Raw genomic sequence first — 23915 nt, forward strand, 5'->3', positions numbered from 1 at the left:
GGTAGGACTCCGCCCGTGGCCTCCGCGAACGGAATTCCCGTCGTGGGAGTCCTCGTCGAGCACCGGCGGGGCCGAGCCGATGGGTCGACCGACCAACTAGCCGACCCAACCAGCCGACCGCCCGGCCGCCGCGGTTCACCGGGCGGGGCGGCCGTTCTCCAGTTCCGCCGGGCCCCGGCCGTTCTCGAGGGCGTCGAGGGCCGAGAGGACGCGCAGGCCGAGCTCGGCGGGCAGATGGCTGGTCACCTCGGCCGGGTCGATCAGCTTCCAGGAGAGCAACTCCTCCTCCTGGAGACGGATCGCGGCGAACCGCTCGTCGGACAGCACCCCGCCGTCGTACACGTACGCCACGAGCGGCGGACGCGCCGCCCCGTGCACCCAGTCGACCGCGAGCAGCGCCCCCAGCTCCAGGTCCAGGCCGATCTCCTCGGCCGTCTCGCGGCGCGCCGCCTGCCGGGGCGTCTCGCCCGTGTCGGACTCGATCGTGCCGCCGGGCAGTGCCCAGCCCTCGCGGTAGTTCGGCTCGACGATCAGGATGCGGCCCGCCGCGTCCCGGAAGAGCGCGGCGGCGCCGGCGAGGACACGGGGCAGCCCGGCGATGTACGTGGCGTAGTCGGTCGTCGTCATCCCGTCAGCGTAGCCAGCCGCAGCGTCCGATCGGCCAGCTCGCTGATCCGTACCCCGTCGAAGCCGAACACCGCGCTGCGCACCCGGTCCTCCAGCGGCTCCGACCACTGCGTCGGAATCGCCGCGGCCCCGCACAGCACCCCGGCCACCGAGCCGGCCGTCGCCCCGTTCGAGTCCGTGTCGAGGCCGCCGCGGACGGTCAGGGCGATCGTGGTGGTGAAGTCGCCTTCGCCGTACAGCAGTCCGGCGGTCAGCACGGCCGCGTTGGGAATGGTGTGGATCCAGCCCATGCCGTCCGTCTGCCGCGCGAGCTCGGCGAGGGTGTCGGACCACTCCACCCCCGACTCGTACAGGGCGATCGTGTGCCGCACCGTCCGCGCGAGGCGGCTGCTCGCCGGGATCCGCTCCAGCGCCCTCTCCAGGGCGGTGCGCATGTCGGGCGCCATGAAAGCGGCGGCGATCAGGGCGGCCGCCCACATCGCGCCGTACACCCCGTTCCCCGTGTGGGACAGCACGGCGTCGCGCCGGGCGAGGGAGGCGGCCCGGCGCGGGTCGCCAGGCGAGGTCCAGCCGTAGACGTCCGCCCGGATCAGCGCGCCGATCCACTCCTGGTGGGGGTTGTCGTACGTCGCGGTGAGCGGCGGCTTGAGGCCGTTGGCGAGGTTGCGGTAGGCCGTCCGCTCGGCGGTGAACGTCTGGAGGTAGGGCAGGCGCAGCAGCCAGAGCTCGCCGACCTGCTCCGTGGTGAAGGCGAAGCCGCGGGTCTCCAGGAGGTGCAGACCGAGGATCGAGTAGTCGATGTCGTCGTCCCGACAGCTCCCGTGGATCCGCCCGCGCACGCACTGCGGCCACTCGGGCCGCAGCTCGAACCCCTCGGACAGGGCGTCGGCGGGCGGCGGCGGCAGGTAGTCGGTGAGCGGGAGCGCGTCCGTCAGCCGCAGGTAGCGGTCGATGTGCTCGGGCGTCCAGTGATCGCCCCGCTCGACGGGCTTGCCGAGCATGTTCCCGGCGATCCGTCCCGTCCAGCCGCCGAGAATGCGGTCGGCGAGTTCACCGTGCTTGAGCGCCATACGTCCGGTGTACCGAATCCACCGGCCCGGCGCGCGCCGACGCGTTCGGACACCGGAGAGGAGCTCGCAGCCGGTCCTCGTACGTCTCGCTGTACGTCTCGATGCGCCACTTCGGAGGAATCCCTGCCCGGGGCCGCCCGGGACCCATCGCGACGACGGAGGCCCCGCCGATGCCGACGACCAGCAGGTCGGGAGGTATTTGATCGATCGAACGGTGCTCTAATCGCCCCACTATGGTGCGGAATATCGCTTTATCGGGGGGTGGCACGCCGTCTGGGGGTGCAGATAGGGTCGGCTCGGCGCGACTGCCTGTTCGAAAGCAAGGGATGCAAGGTGACGGACGGAGCAGTAACTGAGGTCGCACGCGTGCTCGTCGCGGCCGACAAGTTCAAGGGCTCGCTCACGGCCGTACAGGTCGCGGAGCGGGTCACAGCAGGTCTGCGACGGGTCGTCCCGGAGCTGGAAGTGGAGACTCTGCCGGTTGCGGACGGCGGCGACGGTACGGTCGCCGCCGCGGTGGCGGCCGGTTTCGAACGCCGTGAGGTACGGGTGACCGGGCCGGTCGGCGACCCCGTGACGGCGGCGTTCGCGCTGCGCGGCACGACGGCCGTCGTGGAGATGGCGGAGGCCTCCGGGCTGCAGCTGCTTCCGGCGGGCGTCTTCGCGCCGCTCACGTCGACGACGTACGGCTCGGGCGAGCTGCTGCGGGCCGCGCTGGACGCGGGCGCGACGACGATCGTCTTCGGCGTCGGCGGCAGTGCGACGACGGACGGCGGGGCGGGCATGCTGGCCGCGCTGGGCGCGGTCTTCCTCGACGCGCAGGGTGAGCCGGTGGGCCCGGGAGGCGCGCCGCTGGCGTCGCTCGCCTCCGCCGACCTGTCCGGCCTCGACCCCCGCTTCGCCTCGGTCGACCTGATCCTGGCCAGCGACGTCGACAACCCGCTGACCGGTCCCAAGGGCGCCCCGGCCGTGTACGGCCCGCAGAAGGGGGCCACGCCGGAGGACGTCGAGACGCTGGACGCGGCGCTCTCGCACTTCGTGACCGTCCTGGAGAAGGCCATCGGCCCCAAGGCCGCGGAGTGCGCGGCCGCGCCGGGCGCGGGCGGGGCGGGTGGTATCGGCTACGGGGCGCTCGTCGGCCTGGACGCGAGCTTCCGTCCCGGCATCGAGCTGATGCTCGACGTCCTGGGCTTCGCCCCTGCGCTGGAGCGGGCCACGCTGGTCATCACCGGTGAGGGCTCGCTCGACGAGCAGACCCTGCACGGCAAGGCCCCGGCGGGCGTCGCCGCGGCGGCGCGGGCGGCGGGCAAGGAGGTCGTCGCGGTCTGCGGTCGCCTGGCGCTCGCTCCCGAGACCCTCGGCAGGGCCGGCATCCGCCGCGCCTACCCGCTCACGGACCTCGAACCGGACACGGCGAAGTGCATCGCGAACGCGGGCCCGCTGCTGGAGCAGGTGGCGGCGAACATCGCGAGGGACTTCCTGGCGTAGCGCCCGTGCGGGCGCGGGGCACGGGCGCTCGGTACCCCGGGGCGGGGCCCACGGGAGCGTGAAGCTGCCCGGGCCGGCGCGGCCCGATGGCCGGGCCCCCGCGCGCGAAGGTGCCGCCCTCGGGGTCGCGGGCCCCTGGGGCGGACGCGCCCGCAAGGGCGCCGTCGTCCGTTGTGCCCACCCGTTCCGCCCCAGCGGAACGAATGCCCACAACGGGGGGAGCAGTGCGGCCGCGCGGAGGCGCGCCGTCCGTCGGGTGTTCCGTCCCTGCGGAACTTCTGCCCGCAACGGGCCTGGGGGAGCAGCCTGCGGCGCGAAGCTGCCCCCGATGCATCACCCCCCACCCGCCCCGGCAGGGTTTCGGGAAGGGGTGGGGTGGGGGGAAATCCCCCGCTCAGCCCGCCGTCAGGCGGAACGCGTCCAGGGCCAGTGTCATCTCCGTCAGGTCCCGCGGGCGGGACAGCGACCTCGATGTGAGCTGCTCAAGACGTCGCAGGCGGTTGAAGACCGTGTTGCGGTGGCAGTACAGACGACCCGCCGCCCGCCCCGCCGACCCCTCGCAGTCCAGCCAGACGTCCAGGGTCTCCAGAAGGATCGCCCGGTCCGCCGGGTCCAGTTCCAGGAGTCCGCCCAGGACGTCCGTGACCAGCAGGCCGGCCAGCTCCGGCTGGCCGACCACCAGCGCGCCGCCCATCCGGCGGTCCAGGCGGACGATCTGGTGGGAGTCGGGCGGGCAGGTGCGCAGGGCCAGTTCCGCCAGACGGCGCGCCCGGCCCAGTTCGGAGAGGCCGACCACCACCGGACTGATCCCGCCGGGACCCGGACACCGGCCCTCCAGGAGCTCCGACAGCGCGTCCAGACCCGTGTCCTCGGCCAGCGACACCACACCGAACTCGCAGTCCGCCCCCATCCGCCACAGGAACCGCACCCCGGCCCCCTGCACCCGACGGTGGAACGGCTCCGGCACCTCCCGCCGGTCGTGGCGCAGCACCACCACCGCGTACCGCCCGTGCTCCGGCAGGTCCAGACCCGCCGCCGCCCGCGAGGTCACCTCCGGCGAGCGCTGCCCGTGCAGCAGGGCGTCCAGCAGCGCCTGGAGCTGCTCGTCCGTGCGGCGCCGCAGCTCCAGCTCCGTCGCCCGGTACGCCTCCGACGCCGTGTCCGCCTGCGCGTCCACCGCCGACCACACCATCGTCGCGGACTGCGTCAGCGCCGCCATTCTCGGCGGGAACGCCGACGCGTCCTCGATCAGCGCGTCCCACACCAGATGCCCGGCATGGCGGTACGCGTGCACCACCAGCTCCAGCGGCATGCCCTGCTCGGCCCGCCGCCGCCCCATCTCGTCCGCGTGCTCCAGGTCCCGCCGCGGCGAGTCCCGGGGCGCCGAGATCATCTCGATCCCGATCCGCATCGCCTCATGGGCCTCCTGCCAGTGCTGGTCGTACGGCACGATCCGGCCGTACGCCGGCTCGTACTCGTGCAGGTCCCTCAGATGCTCGTCCACCAGCTCCGGGAGCCGCTCCAGAAGCGCCATGCACGCCTCTGCCAGCAGCTTCCAGTCATCGCCGGTCCGCGGTCTGCGCCGTCCCATGCCCGGAGGATGCCATCCCGGAGCCCATCCCCACAGGCCCCTGACACGCGGTGTTGTGCGCGTGCACAACCCACCCTCGCGCCCGCTGGTCACCGGCAGCGTTTCGGCCGCCGCACGTGGACGCACGGCCGTACGCGGTGCTGGGGTGAGCGCCACTGAACGGGCCACGGAAGGGGAACCATGGGAGGTACCGCACTCGCCCTCGAGGTGGCGGACCTGTCGGCGGGATACGGACCGGTACGCGCCCTGCGGCAGGTGTCGCTCACCGTGCCGGAGGGCAGCGTCGTCACCGTCCTCGGTGGCAACGGCGCGGGCAAGTCCACGCTCCTGCGGGCCATCTCGCGCACACTGCCGTTCCACGGCGGAGCCGTCACCTCCGGCACCGTGAGCTTCGGCGGCCGGGCGATCGGCGGGCTCGCCCCCGACCGGATCGTGGCCGCGGGGGTCTCCCAGGTGCCGGAAGGCCGCCAGGTCTTCGCCCGGATGACGGTCGAGGACAACCTGCGCGCCGGGGCGCTCGGCGCGCAGGGAGACCGCGCCGGAAAGGCGGCGGCCCTGAAACGGGTCCATGAGCTCTTCCCCGTCCTCGCCGACCGCGCCCACCAGCGCGCCGGGCTGCTCTCCGGCGGCGAACAGCAGATGCTCGCCGTCGGCCGCGCGCTGATGGCCTCGCCGAAACTGCTGCTCCTGGACGAGCCCTCGCTCGGCCTCGCGCCGCTGATGGCCGCCCGGATCGCCGACACGATCCGCGAGATCAACGCCCAGGGCACGGCCGTGCTGCTCGTCGAGCAGAACGCGGCGCTCGCGCTGCGGCTCGCGTCCCGGGCGTACGTCCTGGAGGTCGGCGAGGTCACCCTCTCCGGCCCGGCCGCCGAACTCGCCGCCTCCGACGAGGTACGCCGCCGCTATCTGGGCGTCGTGGACGAGGACGCCGCCGCCGACGCGGTGGGCGCCGCGACCACGCACCCGGTCCTGTCCCGCTGGGAGGAGGCCCGATGACCACGACCACCGCGCCCGCGGCCGGCCGCGCACCGCGCGCCGCCGCCCTTCGCCCGATGCCGTCCTGGGGAGAGAACCGATGAGCCAGCTCCCGCCTCCCGGCGAGGCGGCCGCCGAGGCGGACCGGGCCACCGCCGTGTCCGTGCCCGCCCTCGAGGTCCGGGACGTCACCGTCCGCTTCGCCGGGCTCACCGCCCTCGACTCCGTCGGCTTCACCGTCCGCCCCGGCACCGTCCACGCCGTCATCGGACCGAACGGCGCCGGCAAGTCCACCTGCTTCAACGTCCTCTCCGGGGTCTACAGGGCGACCTCCGGCAGTGTCCGCTTCGGCGAGCACGAGCTCACCGCCCTGCCCCCGCACCGGATCGCCGCCCTCGGCGTCGCCCGCATCTTCCAGAACCTCGCGCTGCCGCCCCGCGCCACCGTCGAGGACAGCCTGATGCTCGGGCGCCACCGGCTCACCCGGACCGGCTTCCTCGCCGCCGGGCTCCGGCTGCCCTCCGCCGCCCGCGAGGACGCCCGGCACCGGGCCAGGGTCCGAGAGATCGCCGCCTTCGTCGGCCTGGAGAAGCAGCTCCACCAGCCCGCGGGATCGCTCCCGTACGGACAGCAGAAGCTCGCCGAACTGGCCCGCGCCCTCTGCATGGAGCCCCGGCTGCTCCTCCTCGACGAGCCCGTCGCCGGCATGACCGCCGACGAGCGCCGCCGCACCGCCGCCGTCATCGCCGGCGTCCGCGACAGCCTCGGGATCTCCATCGTCCTCGTCGAGCACGACATGGGAGTGGTGATGCGGCTCGCCGACGCCGTCACCGTCCTCGACTTCGGCCGTCGCATCGCCGACGGCGCCCCCGGCGACGTACAGAACGACCCGGCGGTCGTCCGCGCCTATCTCGGAGAGGAGACCGCCGAGTGACCACCTTCGCCGAACTCCTGCTCAACGGCGTCTCGTTGGGCTCCATCTACGCACTCATCGCCCTCGGCTTCGTGGTGATCTTCCGCGCCACCGAGGTCGTCAACTTCGCCCACGCCTCCCTGCTCCTCGCCGGCGGGTACTTCACCGCCGTACTCCACGACGACATCGGCTTCTGGCCGGCGCTCCTCGTCGGCATCGGCGGCGCCGCACTGGTCGGCGCGGCCGTGGAGTTCCTCGTCATGCGCCGCTACCGCGGCTCCGACCACAGCGTCCTCGCCATCGTGACCATCGGCGTCGACATCCTGCTCGCCACCGAACTGACCCGCCGCATCGGTACGGACATCCTGTCGCTCGGCGACCCCTGGGGCGACGCCGTCGTCACCTTCGGCCCGGTCACGATCGCCCAGACCCGGATCGCGGCCTTCCTCGCCGCCGCCCTGCTCATCACCGCCTTCCTGCTGGCCTTCCGGTACACCTCCTGGGGCGTCGCCATGCGCGCCGCCGCCGAGAACCAGGAGACCGCGGCCCTCATGGGCATCCGCCTCGGCCGGGTCTCGATCGGTGCCTGGGCGGTGGCCGGCGGACTCGCCGCCGTCGCCGCCCTCTTCCTCACCGTCTTCCCCACCCCCGGCCTGGAGCGCACCACCTCGTTCGCCGCGATGAAGGCCTTCCCGGCCGCCATCCTCGGCGGCCTCGACTCCACCACCGGCGCCCTCGTCGGCGGACTCCTGGTCGGCGTCACCGAGTCCCTCGCCACCGGCTACCAGGGCGATCTGACCTTCCTCGGCCGGGGCATCGGCGACCTCGCCCCGTACCTCGTGATGGTCGCGGTGCTGCTGATCCGTCCCGCCGGACTCTTCGGCACGAAGGAGCTGGCCCGTGTCTGACGCGCTTCCCCGCCGTGGAGCCGCCACGCTCGCCCGACCCCGCGTCTACGGATGGGCCGCCGCCGGCCTCGTCCTCGCCGCCTTCCCCTTCTACCTGGACCGCTTCTGGCTCCAGGCCGGGCTCTTCGCCATGGCCGCCGCGATCGGCGCCATCGGCATCAACCTGCTGACCGGCGCCACCGGACAGCTCTCCATGGGCCACGCCTTCTTCCTCGCCGTCGGCGCCTACGGCTACTGCGCCTTCGCCGGCGACGGCAAGGACGACCTCACCGGTCTCGGCCTGCCGGGCTGGCTCGCCGCCGTCCTCGCCGTCGCCCTCGCGGGCCTGGCGGGCGGGGTGTTCAGCCCCATCGCGGGACGGCTGCGGGGCGCGTACCTCGGTATCGCCACCCTCGCGCTGATCTTCATCGGCCAGCACGTGCTCTTCAACGCCCACGACATCACCGGCGGATTCAACGGGCGCGCGGTGCCCCCGCTCAGTCTCTTCGGCCTCACCTTCGACGACAGCGAACTCCTCGTCGCCCAGGTGCCGTTCGGCGCGGCCGAGAAGCTCTGGTACCTCGGGCTCGTCCTCCTCCTCGCGGGTGCGCTGTTCGCCCGCGGAGTGCTCCGCGGCCGACCCGGCCGCGCCATGAACGCCATCAGGGACCACCGGATCGCCGCCGGAGTCATGGGCATCCCCGTGGCCCGCTACCGCGCCGCCGTCTTCGTCCTGTCGTCCATGTACGCGGGTCTCGCCGGCGTCCTGCTCGCGCTGGTCTTCCAGCGGACCGTGCCGGAGTACTTCGGCATGATGCTCTCCCTCGAGTACCTGGCCATGATCGTCATCGGCGGTCTCGGTTCGGTCGCCGGTGCGGTGATCGGAGGCGTCTTCGTCTCCCTCCTCCCGCAGCTCCTCAACCGGTACAGCGACGCGCTTCCCCTGGTCTCCGCCCCCGGGACGGGCGGGATCGCACCGGGGGAGGCCGCGCGCTATCTCTACGGCGCCGCCGTCGTCGCGGTGGTGCTCTTCCTGCCCGGAGGCCTGGTCCGGCTGGCCGCCCGGAAACGAACCGCCCAACCCTCGCACTCCTCTGGGGAGGAACGATGACCCACCGACGACAGGCGTCCAGAACCATGGCCGTCACGCTCGCCACCCTCGTCGCCCTGACCGCCGCCGGCTGCAGCTCCAAGGCCAAGACCGGCGACGACAACGGCACCGGCGCGGGCGGGGTGAAGTCCGGCAAGGGCGTCACCGACAAGACCATCGCGGTCGGCGCGCTCACGGACATGACCGGCGTGTACGCCACGCTCGGCAAGAGCGTCACACAGGCCCAGCAGCTGTACGTGAAGCAGGTCAACGCGGCCGGCGGGATCTGCGGCCGGCAGCTGGAGCTGACGGTCCGCGACCACGGCTACGACCCGCAGAAGGCGCTCTCCGCGTACACCGAGCTGGAGCCCAAGGTGGCCGGCTACATGCAGTTCATCGGCTCCCCGTTCGTCGCCGCCGTCAAGCAGCGCGTCGACGGCCAGGACAAGGGGCTCGTGCTGCCTCAGGCCTGGTCCGCCTCGCTGCTGGGCTCCCCGTACATCCGCGTCCTCGGCTCCACGTACGACGTCGAGACGATCAACGCCGTCGACTTCCTGGTCAAGGAGAAGGGGCTGAAGGCGGGCGACAAGCTCGGCCACGTCTACTTCGAGGGCGACTACGGCGAGAACGCGCTGGCCGGCTCGAAGTACGCGGCCGGGAAGGCGGGGCTCACGGTCGTCGAGCAGAAGATCAAGCCCACCGACAACGACATGTCGGCCCAGGTCGCGGCGCTCAAGCAGGCCGGGGTCAAGGGCATCGTCATCAGCGCGGGCCCGCGTCAGGCCGCCTCGCTGGTCGGGGTCGCCGCGGCGACCAAGCTCCTGGTGCCGATCATCGGCAACAACTCGGCGTTCGCGCCGCAGCTGCTCGGCACCCAGGCCGGCCCCGCGCTGGAGAAGATGTACTGGTTCGCCTCCCCGAGCCTGCCCATCGGCGCCGACACCCCGGCCGCGAAGAAGCTCGTGGCGGACTACAAGGCCGCCTACCCGAGCGACAGCCTCGACAACGGCATCGTGGCCGGCTGGACGGCGGCGAGCGTCTTCGGCGAGGCCCTGAAGAAGGCCTGCGCCTCCAAGGACCTCACCCGCGAGGGCATCGACAAGGCGCTGCTGACGCTCAACAGCCACGACGCGGGCTTCGGCATGACGCACGACCTCAGCGACCCGAAGGCCCCGTCGTCCCGCGAGTCGGTCATCCTCCAGCCCGACAAGTCGGTCCCGGGCGGCATGCGCACGGTCCGCGAGCCCTTCGTCTCCGACGCGGCGAAGAGCTACCCGGTGAAGTGACGGCTGCCTGAGCCGAGGTGCCCCCGCTGCGCGTCCGTCGCGCGCCGGGGGCACCCCCGTGTCAGCCTCGCTGCTCGGCGAAGCCCGTCCGCCACGACGGATACGACGGTCGCCAGCCGGCCTCGCGCGCCCGGGCGTTCGTCGCGCCGCGGGCCCAGGGGGCGCCGCCCGTCGTCCGTTCCGGGGCCGGTGTGCCCAGTGCCCCCGCGAGGACGGGGACCCAGGCGTGGCCCGGGGCCGGTTCGTCGTCGACCACGTTGTACGTGCCCGCCGGCCAGCCCAGGGCCGAGGCAGCCGCCCGCGCCGCGTCCACGACATGGACGAAAGAGCTGACGGAGTCGTCCGCGGCGACGCTCCCCAGGAACCGGGCCCGCTGATCCCCGCCCAGCGCCGCGGCCACGGGCCCACCGGGCGCGTACCAGGTCCCGGGGCCGTAGAGGATGCCGTACCGCAGCACGACCGCCTCGGGAAGCTCGGCGGTCTGTGTCTCCAGCGCGCGGACGGCGTCCACGATCCGTGCCCGCGGCTGCTCCCGCGTGCCGTCGAGCGGTACGGACTCGTCCGCGGCACCCTGACCGGGGGAGTACACCCAGCTGATCGACTGCGCGACGATCCGCCGTACGCCCGCCGCCCGCGCCGCGTCCACGAGGTGGCGCGTGCCCTCCCGGCGCAGCCGGTTGTTGGCGGCGCCGTCCGCCCCGCTCAGGTCGGTGAGCTGGTGGATCACGGCCTCGGGCGCGGCCTCGGCGACCGCGCGGCGCAGCCCCTCGGCGTCCAGCGCGTCGGCCCGTACCGCCTCCGCACCGGCCTTCCGGATCAGCGCGGCGCCGTCCGCGGAGCGCGAGACCCCGGTGACGTGGTGGCCCGCGTCGAGAAGGCGGGGGAGGAGGATCCGACCGATCGCGCCCGTGGCGCCCGCGACAAGTACACGCATCTGATCATCGTAGACATGGGCATGTCGTCACTCGGGCGCAACAAGCTGATGTGAGGCTCGGCCCATGAACGACACGTACACGGTCCGGCCCGCCGCCCTCGACGATCCCCGGATCCCCGCCCTGGTCGCCGCCTACCACCTGAGCACGGAGGCGGAGAAGGGCGTCCCGGTCGACTCGCCCGCCGAGCTTCCGCCCGCCTACCGCGCCGAGGTGCTCGCCCCGGAGACCGCCTTCGCCGGCGACACCGTCCTGCTGGCCGTGGACGGGGAGGACTCCGCGGCCGGTGTGGTGGTGCTGACCGCGCCCCACGGGGACGGCGCCCGCGAGATCAAGCGTCTCTGGGTCGACCCCGGAGCCCGCGGCCGGGGCGCGGCGGCGGCCTTGATGCGCGGGGCCCTGCGCCATGCGACGAGTGCCGGAGCCCGCTCCGTACGCCTCTCGGTCTGGCTCTGGCGCGAGCACGCCCTCGCCCTCTACCGGAAGCTCGGCTTCGACACGGTCGCCCCGTGGGACGACCGGCCGGGTCTGCTGTGCCTGGAGAAGCCGCTGAGCGGCTGACCGTACGACGAAGGGCCCGGAGACATCCGTCTCCGGGCCCTTCGTCGTACACGTTTCGCCTACGGAAGCTGTGCCGCCTCCGCCTGACGAGCCTCGCGGCTCTCGCGGCGGTTGCCGCGGAAGGTGTTCACCCGGCGGGCCGTCGCGAAGAGGGGGATCACGGCGCCCATCACGACCTGCAGCGCGCAGCCGGTCTGCAGCAGGAGCTGCCCGCCCGGCGCGTCGAACGCCCAGGCCGCCAGCATGCCCATCGCACCCACGATCCAGCTGAGCATCGCCACCGCGAGGATGCCCCGCGGCTTGGGGTACTCGACCCGGCTCACCATCAGCCAGGCGACACCGATGATCGCGAGCAGCGTCGGGATGAACGGCAGCTCCAGGAGGATGATCGAGACCACCGTCAGCGCGCCGAAGGGGCTCGGCATGCCCTGGAACATGCCGTCCTTCATGGTCACGCACGAGAATCTCGCCAGCCGCAGCACCACCGCGAGGAGGACCACGATCGCGGCCACCGCGGAGACCTTCTGCTGGAACCCGTCGTCCGCGAGCATCCCGTACACGAGCACGAAGTACGCCGGGGCCAGACCGAAGCTGATCAGGTCGGACAGGTTGTCGAGCTCCGCGCCCATGGGGGACGAGCGCAGCTTGCGCGCCACGATGCCGTCGAAGAGATCGAAGATCGCCGCGGCCAGCATCAGGATCACGGCGGTGGCGGCGCTGTTGCGCGCCATGCCGGTCTCCGTGCTGCCCGTGAGGTGCGGGATGAGGATGCCGGTGGTGGTGAAGTACACCGCCATGAATCCACACGTGGCGTTACCGAGCGTGAGGGCGTCCGCTATGGACAGCCTCAGCGACAGCGGCATCTCCTCGGCTTCCTCGGCCGCGTCCGCCTCCGCGTCGGCGACCCAGTCGCCGGCCCGGGTGTCGGGATCAATCACGGTCAATGCGAGTCACCCCCGCGGTCGTGGCCTGACCGACCTCGACGGCGACCTCCACACCTTCCGGAAGGTAGATGTCGACGCGCGACCCGAAACGGATCAGACCGATGCGCTCGCCCTGCTCGACCTTCGTCCCCTGCGGGATGTACGGCACGATGCGGCGGGCCACGGCCCCCGCGATCTGCACCATCTCGATGTCACCGAGCTCGGTGTCGAAGTGCCAGACAACGCGCTCGTTGTTCTCGCTCTCCTTGTTGAACGCCGGGACGAACCCGCCGGGGATGTGCTCCACGGACGTCACCGTGCCGGCCAGCGGCGCGCGGTTGACGTGGACGTTCAGCGGGCTCATGAAGATGGCGACCCGGGTGCGTCCGTCCTTCCACGGCATGATGCTCTGCACCACACCGTCGGCGGGCGAGATGACCCGGCCCTGAGCGATCTCACGCTCGGGGTCGCGGAAGAACCACAGCATGCCCGCCGCCAGGGCGGTGGTGGGCACGGCGATGGCCGCGGCACGCTTCGACCTGCGCGCACGCGCGAGGCTCAGCGCCGCGGTGGCGACGGTCGGCAGAAGCCACGGCGATGCTCCGCGTGCGATGCGTACGCCGGCAAGGCTGTCGCGAGGTGCAGAGGTTTGGCTGTGGGGCATGGATGACCTTCGTAGCGGATGATGCCGCACTGGCAACGGGGGACGGCGGCTTTCGGGCGATGCTATCGGTTGCGGGCCGCAACTGGGCAAGCCAGAAGCCGAGTCGGCGGCCGGAAGACGATGACAGGGTGTGATCTTCTTCGCGGCCGAACCGACCCAAATGCGACAATCAACCCTGGAACCGGTACTCCTCGAGCAGCCGACGCCCAATGATCATTTTCTGGATCTCGGCGGTACCTTCACCGATGAGCAGCATCGGAGCCTCGCGGTAGAGGCGCTCGATCTCGTACTCCTTCGAGAACCCGTATCCGCCATGGATACGGAAGGCGTCCTCGACGACTTCCTTGCAGTATTCGGAGGCGAGGTACTTCGCCATCCCTGCTTCGAGGTCGTTTCGTTCCCCGGAGTCCTTTTTGCGTGCTGCGTTCACCATCATGGCATGAGCGGCCTCGACCTTGGTAGCCATCTCGGCCAGCTTGAACTGAATCGCCTGGTGCTGAGCGATCGGCTTGCCGAAAGTGTGACGTTGCTGGGCATACGAGACACCCAGTTCGAACGCACGCTGCGCGACACCGCAACCACGCGCCGCCACATTCACGCGGCCGACTTCCACGCCGTCCATCATTTGGTAAAACCCTCGGCCGGTGACCCCGCCGAGGACCCGATTGGCCGGAATGCGCAGTCCGTCCATGATGAGTTCGGTGGTGTCGACGCCCTTGTAACCCATCTTGTCGATCTTCCCGGGGATGGTGAGACCGGGGCGGACCTCTCCGAAGCCGGGCTCCTTCTCGACGAGGAAGGTCGTCATCGACTTGTGGGGCTTCGCGGCAGCTTCTTCGGGAGTGAGTCCTTCGTCACTTCGGACGAGAACGGCGACCAACGTTGACGTTCCGCCGTTCGTCAGCCACATCTTCTGGCCGTTGAGGACGTACTCGTCGCCGTCCTTGACCGCCTTGGACGTGATGGCCGACACGTCCGAGCCGAGCCCCGGCTCCGACATCGAGAAGGCACCGCGCGTCTCGCCGGCCGCCATCCGCGGAAGGAAGTAGTCCTTCTGCTCCTGGGTGCCGTGCTGCTTCAGCATGTACGCCACGATGAAGTGCGTGTTGATGATGCCGGAGACCGACATCCAGCCACGGGCGATCTCCTCGACGCACAGCGCGTAGGTGAGCAGCGACTCACCCAGACCCCCGTACTCCTCGGGGATCATCAGACCGAAGAGGCCGAGCTCCTTGAGCCCGTCGACGATCTGCTGGGGGTACTCGTCGCGGTGCTCCAGCTCCGTCGCGACCGGGATGATCTCCTTGTCGACGAACTCCCGGACGGTCTTGAGGATCTCCTGCTGGACATCCGTGAGCCCGGCGGTCTGGGCGAGTCGGGCCATGGCTACTTCTCCGTCTTCTTGGAGGGCTCGATCAGCTCGGGGCGGCCGGGCTGCTCGCCGCCGCGCTCCTTGATGTACGTCTCGGTGGGGACCATCACCTTGCGGCGGAAGACGCACACGAGGGTGCCGTCCTGCTTGTAGCCCTTGGTCTCGACGTAGACGATGCCGCGGTCGTTCTTCGACTTCGACGGCGTCTTGTCGAGGACCGTGGTCTCGCCGTAGATGGTGTCGCCGTGGAAGGTCGGCGCGACGTGGCGCAGCGACTCGATCTCCAGGTTGGCGATCGCCTTGCCCGAGACGTCCGGGACGGACATGCCGAGCAGCAGGGAGTAGATGTAGTTGCCGACGACGACGTTCTTGCCGAAGTCCGTCGTGTTCTCCGCGTAGTTCACGTCCATGTGAAGCGGGTGGTGGTTCATCGTCAGCAGACAGAAGAGGTGGTCGTCGTACTCGGTGACCGTCTTTCCGGGCCAGTGCTTGTAGACGGCGCCGACTTCGAACTCTTCGTAGGTGCGGCCGAACTGCATCGGACTCAGGCCTCCGGGATCTCGAACTTGGTGGTGCGCTGCATGCCGGCGGCGCGGCCCTTGCCGGAGATGACCAGGGCCATCTTGCGGCTCGCCTCGTCGATCATCTCGTCGCCGAGCATGGCCGAGCCCTTCTTGCCGCCGGCCTCGGAGGTGTAGTAGTCGTACGCGTCCAGGATCAGCTCGGCGTGGTCGAAGTCCTCCTGCGAGGGGGAGAAGATCTCGTTCGCGGCGGCGACCTGGTCCGGGTGGAGCACCCACTTGCCGTCGAAGCCGAGGGCGGCGGCGCGGCGGGCGACCGCCTGGTAGCCCTCGGGGTTGCGGATCTGCAGGTAGGGGCCGTCGATCGCCTGGAGGTTGTTGGCGCGCGCGGCCATCAGGATCTTCATCAGGATGTAGTGGTAGGCGTCGGCGTCGTAGCCGGGCGGCTGCTCGCCGACGACCAGGGACTTCATGTTGATGGAGGCCATGAAGTCGGCCGGGCCGAAGATGATCGTCTCGACCCGCTGCGAGGCGGTGGCGATCTCGTTGACGTTGTTGAGGCCCTGGGCGTTCTCGATCTGCGCCTCGATGCCGATCTTGCCGACCTCGAAGCCCATCGTCTTCTCGATCTGCGTCAGCAGGAGGTCGAGGGCGACGATCTGCTGGGCGTCCTGGACCTTCGGCAGCATGATGCAGTCGAGGTTCTGGCCCGCGCCCTCGACGACGGTGACGACGTCACGGTACGTCCAGTGGGTCGTCCAGTCGTTGACCCGCACGACCCGCGTCTTGCCGGTCCAGTCGCCCTCGTTCAGGAACTTGACGATGGTGTGGCGCGCCTCGGGCTTGGCGAGCGGCGCGCAGGCGTCCTCCAGGTCGAGGAAGACCTGGTCCGCGGCCAGACCCTGGGCCTTCTCCAGGAAGCGCGGGTTGGAGCCGGGGACCGCGAGGCAGGAGCGGCGCGGACGCAGACGGTTCACGGGGGTGGTCATGCGGGGACCTCCAGAGGGTCGAGCTTGTTCGCTTTCCGGATCTCGTCGACGATACGGCCGATGATCTCGGTGATACCGAAGTCCTTCGGTGTGAAGACGGCGGCCACACCCGCGCGCTTCAGTTCTGCGGCGTCGGCGTTCGGGATGATCCCGCCGACGATGACCGGAATGTCGTTCGCGCCCGCCTCGCGGAGACGGTCGAGGACGTCCGGAACCAGCTCGGCGTGCGAGCCGGACAGGATCGAAAGACCGACACAGTGCACGTCCTCCGCGAGGGCGGCGTTGACGATCTGCTCGGGGGTCAGCCGGATCCCCTGGTAGACCACCTCGAAGCCGGCGTCACGCGCGCGTACCGCGATCTGCTCGGCCCCGTTGGAGTGCCCGTCCAGGCCCGGCTTGCCCACCAGGAGCCGCAGCCGCCCGGAGCCCAGCTCCGAGGCCGTCCGCGCCACCTTGTCCCGTACGAGAGCGAGCGGCGTGCCCTCCTCGGCCGTCACGGCGACCGGGGCGGAGGAGACGCCCGTGGGGGCGCGGAACTCGCCGAAGACGTCCCGCAGCGCCCAGGACCACTCACCGGTGGTGACACCGGCGCGGGCGCACTCCAGGGTGGCGGCGAAGAGGTTGCCCTCCCCGGCCGCCGTCGCCTTGAGCGCGGCCAGCGACTCCTGGGCACGGTTCTCGTCGCGGTTGTCGCGCCACTCGTGGAGCTTCGCGACGACCTTGGCCTCGTTGGCCGGGTCGACCGTCATGATGGCCGTGTCGAGATCCGCCGTGAGCGGGTTCTCCTCGGTCGACTGGAAGATGTTGACGCCGACGATCTTCTCGTCGCCGGCCTCGATCCGGGCGCGCCGCTCGGCGTGCGAGGAGACCAGCTGCGACTTGAGGTAGCCGGACTCGACGGCGGCCATCGCGCCGCCCATCTCCTGGATCCGGTCGATCTCGGCCAGGCACTCCTCGACGAGCGAGTCGACCTTGGCCTCGATGACGTGCGAACCGGCGAAGATGTCCTCGTACTCCAGCAGGTCGGACTCGTGGGCGAGCACCTGCTGGATACGGAGCGACCACTGCTGGTCCCAGGGGCGCGGCAGGCCGAGGGCCTCGTTCCACGCGGGCAGCTGGACGGCACGCGCGCGTGCGTCCTTGGAGAGCGTCACGGCCAGCATCTCGAGCACGATCCGCTGGACGTTGTTCTCCGGCTGCGCCTCGGTCAGACCGAGCGAGTTGACCTGGACGCCGTAACGGAACCGGCGCTGCTTGTCGTTCTCGATGCCGTACCGCTCGCGGGTGACCTTGTCCCAGATGCGGCCGAAGGCGCGCATCTTGCACATCTCCTCGATGAAGCGAACGCCCGCGTTCACGAAGAAGGAGATCCGGGCCACGACCTCGCCGAAGCGGTCCGCCGGAACCTGGCCGGAGTCCCGGACCGCGTCGAGCACCGCGATCGCGGTGGACATCGCGTACGAGATCTCCTGGACCGGAGTGGCCCCCGCCTCCTGCAGGTGGTAGCTGCAGATGTTGATCGGGTTCCACTTCGGGATGTTGTTCACCGTGTAGGTGATCATGTCCGTCGTGAGGCGGAGCGAGGGGCCGGGCGGGAAGACGTGCGTCCCGCGCGACAGGTACTCCTTCACGATGTCGTTCTGGGTGGTGCCCTGGAGCTTGGTGACGTCCGCGCCCTGCTCCTCGGCGACCACCTGGTAGAGCGCCAGGAGCCACATGGCCGTGGCGTTGATCGTCATCGAGGTGTTCATCTGCTCCAGGGGGATGTCCTGGAACAGCCGGCGCATGTCACCGAGGTGCGAGACCGGGACCCCGACCCGGCCGACCTCGCCGCGGGCGAGGATGTGGTCGGGGTCGTAGCCGGTCTGCGTCGGCAGGTCGAAGGCGACCGAGAGACCGGTCTGACCCTTGGCGAGGTTGCGCCGGTACAGCTCGTTGGACGCCTCGGCGGTCGAGTGACCGGCGTACGTCCGCATGAGCCACGGCCGGTCCTTCTGGCGCTCTGTCATGTGGGGTCCCGGGATCAGATGTTACGGAAGCGGTTGATGGCGTCGATGTGCTTCGCGCGCATCTCCGGGTCGCGCACGCCCAGGCCCTCCTCGGGGGCGAGCGCGAGGACGCCGACCTTGCCCTGGTGCAGGTTGCGGTGGACGTCGTAGGCGGCCTGGCCGGTGTCCTCCAGGGAGTAGACCTTGGAGAGCGTCGGGTGGATCTTGCCCTTGGCGATCAGGCGGTTGGCCTCCCAGGCCTCGCGGTAGTTCGCGAAGTGGGAGCCGATGATGCGCTTCAGCGACATCCACAGGTAGCGGTTGTCGTACTGGTGCATGTAACCCGAGGTCGAGGCGCAGGTGGTGATGGTGCCGCCCTTGCGGGTGACGTACACCGAGGCGCCGAAGGTCTCGCGGCCCGGGTGCTCGAAGACGATGTCGATGTCCTCGCCGCCGGTCAGTTCGCGGATCTTGGAGCCGAAGCGCTTCCACTCGCGCGGGTCCTGGGTGTTCTCGTCCTTCCAGAACTTGTAGCCCTCGGCGTTGCGGTCGATGACCGCCTCCGCGCCCATCGCCCGGCAGATGTCGGCCTTCTCGGGGGAGGAGACGACACAGATCGGGTTGGCGCCGCCGGCCACGGCGAACTGGGTGGCGTACGAGCCGAGGCCGCCGCTCGCGCCCCAGATCAGGACGTTGTCGCCCTGCTTCATGCCGGCGCCGTTGCGGGAGACGAGCTGGCGGTACGCGGTGGAGTTCACCAGGCCGGGGGAGGCGGCCTCCTCCCAGCTCAGGTGGTCCGGCTTCGGCATGAGCTGGTTCGACTTGACGAGGGCGATCTCCGCCAGGCCGCCGAAGTTGGTCTCGAAGCCCCAGATGCGCTGCTCGGGGTCGAGCATCGTGTCGTTGTGACCGTCCGAGGACTCCAGCTCGACCGAGAGGCAGTGGGCGACGACCTCGTCACCGGGGTTCCAGGCGTTGACGCCGGGGCCGGTGCGCAGCACGACGCCCGCGAGGTCGGAGCCGATGATGTGGTACGGCAGGTCGTGGCGCTTGGTGAGCTCGGAGAGCCGCCCGTACCGCTCGAGGAAGCCGAAGGTCGAGACCGGCTCGAAGATCGAGGTCCAGACCGAGTTGTAGTTCACGGAGCTGGCCATGACGGCGACCAGGGCCTCGCCCGGGCCGAGCTCGGGGAGCGGCACGTCGTCGAGGTGGAGCGACTTGCGCGGGTCCTTGTCGCGGCTCTCGAGGCCGGCGAACATCTCGACCTCGTCCTTGTGGACGGTCACGGCGCGGTACGACTCGGGGAGCTTGATGTTGGCGAAGTCCGCGGACGTGGCGTCCGTCGACTGGATCGCGTCCAGGATGTCCTTCACGGGGTGCCTCCGGCGGTGCGGCGTCTGAGGGGGACGCACTGAGGGGTTACGTCTTGGAGTGCTGCTGTGGAGGTGTGCCGTCGGTTCGGCGGGTGGTGCGGTGGCCGCGCCTGGTGGGCGCTGAAGTTTGCCTGTGACGCAGGCGTCCGGGCGCACAATCACGATCGCTTGTGGGGACAGCCGGCGCACGAGGAGACCTCTGCGCGCCGGCCGCCCGGACAACATCAACGTATGGCACCGCGTGTCACCTGACAAGGCACTGCGTGCCAACAATTTCACTCAGATGCAATCCGCCGGTCACACATGAGCGATGATCGATCGAGAGTGGGGGTAAAACGGGCGAAGGCCGCCCCCGGTGAGGGGGGCGGCCTTCGCCGTGAGGTGAGAGTCAGCTCTTCTTCAGTGCCTGCTGGATCGTGCGCATGACCTCGTCCAGCGGTGCGTCCGTACGGGCCACGGCGACCACCACGTCCCCCTCCGTGGAGGCCACGGCTGCGGGGCCCGCGGGAGCCGGCTGCACCGCCGCCTGCGGAGTCGCGGCGGGCCGGGCGCCTATGCCCGTCCCGAAGGTCTCCCGCACGATGGCGAAGGCATGGTCCAGCTGGGCCTCCACGTCACCCTGGCCCCCGGCGCGCAGCCAGCGGCGCAGCACGTGGTTGTGGGCGGTGACGACCGCCGACGCGGCCACCTCGGCGAGCAGCGGGTCGTCGTTGCCGTCGTGGTGGTCGCGCTCGTCGAAATGGCCCAGGAGATAGCGGGTGAACAGCCGCTCGTAGCGGGCCACCGAAGCGATCTCGCGCTCCCGCAGGGTCGGTACCTCGCGGGTGAGCCGGTAGCGCTCCACGGAGACCGCCGGGGACCCCGCGTACATCTTCATGACTTCCTTGATGCCCCGGCAGACGGTGTCCAGCGGGTGCTCGTGCGGCGGAGCGGCGTTCAGCACCGCTTCCGCACGCACCAGGGTGTCGTCGTGATCGGGGAAGATCGCCTCTTCCTTGGAGCGGAAGTGGCGGAAGAAGGTCCGGCGGGCGACCCCGGCCTGGGCGGCGATCTCGTCGACCGTCGTGGCCTCGTACCCCTTGGTCGCGAAGAGCTCCATGGCCGCCGCCGCCAGCTCACGGCGCATCTTCAGTCGCTGCGCGGCCGCGCGGGTGCCCGCCGCACTCTCCTGTGTGTCGGGCGAGGACGAGGACGTGGACGTGGCACGGGGTGACTTCGCGGCCTTGGACATGTCCTGAACGTACTGCATCAGCGCGGGAGTGTGCCCAGGTGGGGGAGGGTCGCCCGGGGCGCCGGAGGCGCCTCCGGGACTCAGCAACCCTCCCCAACCCGCGTAGGGCTCAGCGTCGGGCATATTCGCGGAAGCCGCGCCCCGTCTTGCGGCCCAGGCAGCCGGCGGCCACCAGGTGCTCCAGGAGCGGCGACGGGGCCAGACCCGGGTCGCGGAACTCGCGGTGCAGGACCTGCTCGATCGCGAGCGAGACGTCCAGGCCGACGACGTCGAGCAGCTCGAACGGACCCATCGGGTAGCCGCCGCCCAGCTTCATGGCGGCGTCGATGTCGTCGAGGGTCGCGTAGTGCTCCTCGACCATCTTGATCGCGTTGTTCAGGTACGGGAAGAGCAGCGCGTTCACGATGAAGCCGGCCCGGTCGCCGCAGTCCACCGGGTGCTTGCGGATCTTCGCCGTGACCTCGCGGACCGTGGCGTGGACGTCGTCGGCGGTCAGGACCGTACGGACGATCTCCACCAGCTTCATCGCGGGCGCCGGGTTGAAGAAGTGCATCCCGATGACGTCCTGCGGGCGCGAGGTGGCGCGGGCGCAGGCGACGACCGGCAGCGAGGAGGTCGTGGTGGCGAGCACCGCGCCCGGCTTGCAGATCTTGTCCAGCCGCGCGAACAGCTCCTGCTTGATCCCCAGGTCCTCGGCGACCGCCTCGACGGCCAGGTCGACCTCGGCGAAGGCGTCGAGCGAGCCCGCCGGGGTGATCCGGGCCAGCGTCTCGTCCCGGACCTCTCCGGTCATCCGGCCCTTGTCGACCGAACGGGCGAGGGACTTCGCGATCCGGGCCTTGGCCGTCTCCGCCTTCTCGTCCGAACGGGCCGCGAGCACGACGTCGTAACCGGCCTTGGCGAAGACCTCGGCGATGCCGGAGGCCATCGTGCCGGAGCCGGCGACGCCGACCGAGCGGATCTCACGGCCCTCGGCGGTGGCGGCGCTCTCCAGCGGGGTGAGCGCGTCGCGGACCACGGTGGCCGAGCCCGGCGCGTCATAGGTGTAGAAACCGCGGCCCGACTTGCGGCCGGTCAGTCCGGCCTCGCTGAGCTGCTTGAGGATCGGGGCGGGGGCGTGCAGCCGGTCCTGCGACTCGCTGTACATGGCCTCGAGGACCGTACGGGCGGTGTCGATGCCGATCAGGTCGAGCAGTGCCAGCGGGCCCATCGGCAGACCGCAGCCGAGCTTCATGGCGGCGTCGATGTCCTCGCGGGAGGCGTACTTGGCCTCGTACATGGCGGCGGCCTGGTTGAGGTAGCCGAAGAGCAGCCCGTCGGCGACGAAGCCGGGACGGTCGCCGACCGCGACCGGCTCCTTGCCCAGGTCGTGCGCAAGGGTCGTGACGGCCTCGACGGCCTGCGGGGCGGTGAGAACGGAGGAGACGATCTCCACCAGCTTCATCGCCTGGACCGGGGTGAAGAAGTGCAGGCCGAGCACGCGCTCGGGGTGCGCCGAGTCGGCGGCCAGCCGGGTCACGGAGAGCGCGTTGGTGCCGGTGGCGATGATCGCGTCGGGCCGGACGATGGTGTCCAGGGCCCGGAAGACCTCCTGCTTGGCCTCGTACGACTCGGGGACGACCTCGATCACGAGGTCGGCGTCCGCCGCCGCCTGGAGGTCGGAGAAGGTACGGAAGCGGGCGAGGACGTCCTGCCGCTCCTCCTCCGTGATCCGCTCACGGGCCACGGCGCGGGCCGTGGACGCCTCCAGGGCGGCGACGGCCTGGGCGGCGGCGGCTTCGCTGATGTCGACGCCGATGACCTCACGGCCGGCCCGGGCGAGGACATCGGCGATGCCGGTGCCCATGGTGCCGAGACCGATGACGGCGATGGTGGAGAGAGGGGTGTCCATCAGGGGACTCCAGGGAGGGAAGAGTGACGACTGAAGGCGGCAATGCGGGCGCGCACGGGGCGCGAACGGAAAGCGCGAGGAGTTCGCGACAGGAGTGCGAGGAGATCGCACGGTGAGATCTCTTGAAGAGATCCCGCGATAGAGATCGCGTGGAAAAAAGCGACGGACTCTGTCCCGGAGTCACGTCGAAAACTGCCGAACCGACAAACTCGATCTCGCAACGGCTGCGTCACCAGGCCGTTGTGAGGGTGCGGGGGGTGACCCGCTCACCTGAGATTAACCGGCGAGTAACGAGCGCGCCAGTCCTCGGAACTCCGGAAAATGTGATCTGGATCGCGGATACTCTGACGGTCATGGATATCGCCACGGACGATGCCGAATTCCGCTCGATGATCGATCGTTTGGGCGCGGAGATCGTGGAAGAAGAAGGGTCGGCGGAGTTCCGTCGACTGATCGCCACCGACAACACGGAATCGCTGGCGGCCGTTCTCACCCAGCCGCAACGTCCCCTCTGGGCACGCGAGATCGCCTCCTTCCGGCTCGGCCTCGCCGGCGACCCGCGAGCCTTCGAGGCCCTGGTGCTCCTGCTCAACCACCGTGACCCGGAGCGCTGCGTCTCCGCCGCGTACGCGCTGACGCGGCTGGGGGACCCGCGCACCGCGCGGGCCGCCGCCGCACTCGCCACCAACGAACTCCGCGTCGCCTACGCCCTGCTGCCGGTCCGTCTGCTCACCGACCTGCGCGCCCCCGAGTCCGTGCCGGCCCTGGTGACCGTCCTCGAACGGCGTCTGGGCACCGACGATCCGCACTGGCGGGTCGGCCTCGCCTGCGTCGAGGGCCTCGGCACCCTCGGCGACCCCCGCGCCCGCCCGACGCTGGAGGCCGCCCTGCCCCACCCCCGTCTCGGGCAGGCCGCGGCGGAGTCGCTCACCCGGCTCCGCGGATAGGGCTTGTCCGACCTGATCCGTCGGACAGGCCATAGGGGTGTCCGACGGATCTTGCTATGCCCCCTGGGGCCTGTCCGAAGGATCTTGCGGCGCCCCGCAGGGCCTGTCCGGCGGATCCTGGCCGGGCCCCTAGGCGTCGTCGTCGGTGGCGTCCTGCGGGACCAGGGCGAAGGCCTCGATCTCGATCAGCAGCTCCGGGCGGACCAGCGCGGCGACCTGGACCGCCGAGCTCGCCGGCAGCGGGGCCGTGCCGAAGGCCTCGTCCCGCGCGGTCCGGACCGCGGGCAGGTGGGCGACGTCGGTGACGAAGTACGTCAGCTTCACGACGTCCTCGAAGCCCGCGCCCGCCGCGGCCAGGCAGCGGCGCAGATTCGCGAAGACCTGGCGGGCCTGCGCCGCCGGGTCGTCCGCCCCCACCACCGCGCCCGAGGCGTCGAGGGAGCACTGGCCGGATATCGCGACGAGCCGCCCCGTGCCCCAGACGACATGGCTGTACTGGGGGCTCGGGGCGATGCCGTCGGGAGCGGGCACGTGCGTGAGGTGACTCGTCATGCCGGACATCCTCGCGCACGCCACCGACAGTCCCGGGTGCG

The 23915-nt window shown here is 70.9% G+C and carries 22 protein-coding genes; 8 read left to right on the forward strand and 14 right to left on the reverse strand.

All coding sequences use genetic code 11. The annotated features are described in order from the left end of the window. Positions 1–135: 135 nt before the first annotated feature. Positions 136–627 carry an NUDIX hydrolase gene (locus ABZ939_RS20895; protein ID WP_361857013.1) on the reverse strand — a complete coding sequence of 164 codons (492 nt, stop codon included), beginning with the start codon at positions 625–627 and terminating at the stop codon, positions 136–138. Beyond that, positions 624–1697 (reverse strand): ADP-ribosylglycohydrolase family protein, encoded by a 1074-nt coding sequence (locus ABZ939_RS20900; protein ID WP_361857016.1) that lies wholly within the window; start codon positions 1695–1697, stop codon positions 624–626. Before ABZ939_RS20900 ends, ABZ939_RS20895 begins: the two co-directional genes overlap by 4 nt. 333 nt (positions 1698–2030) lie before the next feature. On the opposite strand from ABZ939_RS20900, the gene ABZ939_RS20905 reads away from it, so the two are divergent. Next, a complete protein-coding gene (locus tag ABZ939_RS20905; RefSeq protein WP_361857019.1) occupies positions 2031–3185 on the forward strand; it encodes a glycerate kinase in 1155 nt (384 codons plus the stop codon). 394 nt (positions 3186–3579) lie between these two features. Here the strand turns inward: ABZ939_RS20905 and ABZ939_RS20910 are convergent, their stop codons facing one another. Then, a complete protein-coding gene (locus ABZ939_RS20910; protein ID WP_361857022.1) occupies positions 3580–4776 on the reverse strand; it encodes a helix-turn-helix domain-containing protein in 1197 nt (398 codons plus the stop codon). A gap of 180 nt (positions 4777–4956) precedes the next feature. Here ABZ939_RS20910 and ABZ939_RS20915 point away from each other — a divergent pair, with 180 nt between their 5' ends. From ABZ939_RS20915 to ABZ939_RS20935, 5 genes are all read left to right on the forward strand, one after another. After that, positions 4957–5775 carry an ABC transporter ATP-binding protein gene (locus ABZ939_RS20915; RefSeq protein WP_361857025.1) on the forward strand — a complete coding sequence of 273 codons (819 nt, stop codon included), beginning with the start codon at positions 4957–4959 and terminating at the stop codon, positions 5773–5775. A 142-nt stretch (positions 5776–5917) separates the two neighbouring features. Continuing rightward, positions 5918–6688 carry an ABC transporter ATP-binding protein gene (locus tag ABZ939_RS20920; RefSeq protein ID WP_361857125.1) on the forward strand — a complete coding sequence of 257 codons (771 nt, stop codon included), beginning with the start codon at positions 5918–5920 and terminating at the stop codon, positions 6686–6688. Then, positions 6685–7575 (forward strand): branched-chain amino acid ABC transporter permease, encoded by an 891-nt coding sequence (locus tag ABZ939_RS20925; protein WP_361857027.1) that lies wholly within the window; start codon positions 6685–6687, stop codon positions 7573–7575. The genes ABZ939_RS20920 and ABZ939_RS20925 overlap by 4 nt, the downstream gene beginning before the upstream one ends. Then, positions 7568–8665, forward strand: coding sequence for a branched-chain amino acid ABC transporter permease (locus tag ABZ939_RS20930; protein WP_361857030.1), 1098 nt, complete (start codon positions 7568–7570; stop codon positions 8663–8665). The genes ABZ939_RS20925 and ABZ939_RS20930 overlap by 8 nt, the downstream gene beginning before the upstream one ends. Continuing rightward, positions 8662–9930, forward strand: coding sequence for an ABC transporter substrate-binding protein (locus ABZ939_RS20935; RefSeq protein WP_361857033.1), 1269 nt, complete (start codon positions 8662–8664; stop codon positions 9928–9930). The genes ABZ939_RS20930 and ABZ939_RS20935 overlap by 4 nt, the downstream gene beginning before the upstream one ends. 61 nt (positions 9931–9991) lie before the next feature. On the opposite strand, the gene ABZ939_RS20940 is transcribed toward ABZ939_RS20935, so the two are convergent. Next, positions 9992–10864, reverse strand: a complete 873-nt coding sequence (locus ABZ939_RS20940) for an NAD-dependent epimerase/dehydratase family protein (protein ID WP_361857036.1) — start codon at positions 10862–10864, stop codon at positions 9992–9994. Between the two features lie 64 nt (positions 10865–10928). Here ABZ939_RS20940 and ABZ939_RS20945 point away from each other — a divergent pair, with 64 nt between their 5' ends. Continuing rightward, positions 10929–11423 (forward strand): GNAT family N-acetyltransferase, encoded by a 495-nt coding sequence (locus ABZ939_RS20945; RefSeq protein WP_361857039.1) that lies wholly within the window; start codon positions 10929–10931, stop codon positions 11421–11423. Positions 11424–11482: 59 nt separating this feature from the next. Here ABZ939_RS20945 and pssA read toward each other — a convergent pair whose 3' ends face one another. From pssA to ABZ939_RS20990, 9 genes are all read right to left on the reverse strand, one after another. Then, on the reverse strand, positions 11483–12361 hold the full coding sequence (gene pssA, locus ABZ939_RS20950; protein WP_361857128.1) for a CDP-diacylglycerol--serine O-phosphatidyltransferase: 879 nt from the start codon (positions 12359–12361) through the stop codon (positions 11483–11485). Then, positions 12354–13010 (reverse strand): phosphatidylserine decarboxylase, encoded by a 657-nt coding sequence (locus ABZ939_RS20955; RefSeq protein ID WP_361857042.1) that lies wholly within the window; start codon positions 13008–13010, stop codon positions 12354–12356. The genes pssA and ABZ939_RS20955 overlap by 8 nt, the downstream gene beginning before the upstream one ends. A gap of 169 nt (positions 13011–13179) precedes the next feature. Continuing rightward, positions 13180–14394: an acyl-CoA dehydrogenase family protein gene (locus ABZ939_RS20960; protein WP_361857045.1), complete on the reverse strand. Its 1215-nt coding sequence runs from the start codon at positions 14392–14394 to the stop codon at positions 13180–13182. A gap of 2 nt (positions 14395–14396) precedes the next feature. Beyond that, a complete protein-coding gene (locus ABZ939_RS20965; RefSeq protein ID WP_260226712.1) occupies positions 14397–14921 on the reverse strand; it encodes a MaoC family dehydratase in 525 nt (174 codons plus the stop codon). 5 nt (positions 14922–14926) lie between these two features. After that, positions 14927–15892 (reverse strand): CoA ester lyase, encoded by a 966-nt coding sequence (locus tag ABZ939_RS20970; RefSeq protein WP_361857048.1) that lies wholly within the window; start codon positions 15890–15892, stop codon positions 14927–14929. Beyond that, positions 15889–17901, reverse strand: a complete 2013-nt coding sequence (locus ABZ939_RS20975) for a protein meaA (protein WP_361857051.1) — start codon at positions 17899–17901, stop codon at positions 15889–15891. The genes ABZ939_RS20970 and ABZ939_RS20975 overlap by 4 nt, the downstream gene beginning before the upstream one ends. Positions 17902–17915: 14 nt before the next feature. Further along, complete coding sequence (gene ccrA, locus ABZ939_RS20980; RefSeq protein ID WP_361857054.1) at positions 17916–19253, reverse strand: crotonyl-CoA carboxylase/reductase; 1338 nt, start codon at positions 19251–19253, stop codon at positions 17916–17918. A 388-nt stretch (positions 19254–19641) separates the two neighbouring features. Next, complete coding sequence (locus ABZ939_RS20985; protein ID WP_361857057.1) at positions 19642–20484, reverse strand: TetR family transcriptional regulator; 843 nt, start codon at positions 20482–20484, stop codon at positions 19642–19644. A gap of 109 nt (positions 20485–20593) precedes the next feature. Beyond that, positions 20594–22375 carry a 3-hydroxybutyryl-CoA dehydrogenase gene (locus ABZ939_RS20990; protein WP_361857059.1) on the reverse strand — a complete coding sequence of 594 codons (1782 nt, stop codon included), beginning with the start codon at positions 22373–22375 and terminating at the stop codon, positions 20594–20596. A gap of 353 nt (positions 22376–22728) precedes the next feature. On the opposite strand from ABZ939_RS20990, the gene ABZ939_RS20995 reads away from it, so the two are divergent. Beyond that, the gene (locus tag ABZ939_RS20995; RefSeq protein ID WP_361857062.1) at positions 22729–23322 is read left to right on the forward strand and encodes a HEAT repeat domain-containing protein; all 594 of its coding nucleotides are present in this window, start codon (positions 22729–22731) and stop codon (positions 23320–23322) included. A 129-nt stretch (positions 23323–23451) separates the two neighbouring features. Here the strand turns inward: ABZ939_RS20995 and ABZ939_RS21000 are convergent, their stop codons facing one another. Continuing rightward, positions 23452–23874, reverse strand: coding sequence for a RidA family protein (locus ABZ939_RS21000; protein ID WP_361857065.1), 423 nt, complete (start codon positions 23872–23874; stop codon positions 23452–23454). Between the last annotated feature and the right edge of the window lie 41 nt (positions 23875–23915).

This window comes from Streptomyces sp. NPDC046712 (assembly GCF_040645695.1).
Taxonomy (GTDB): Bacteria; Actinomycetota; Actinomycetes; order Streptomycetales; family Streptomycetaceae; genus Streptomyces.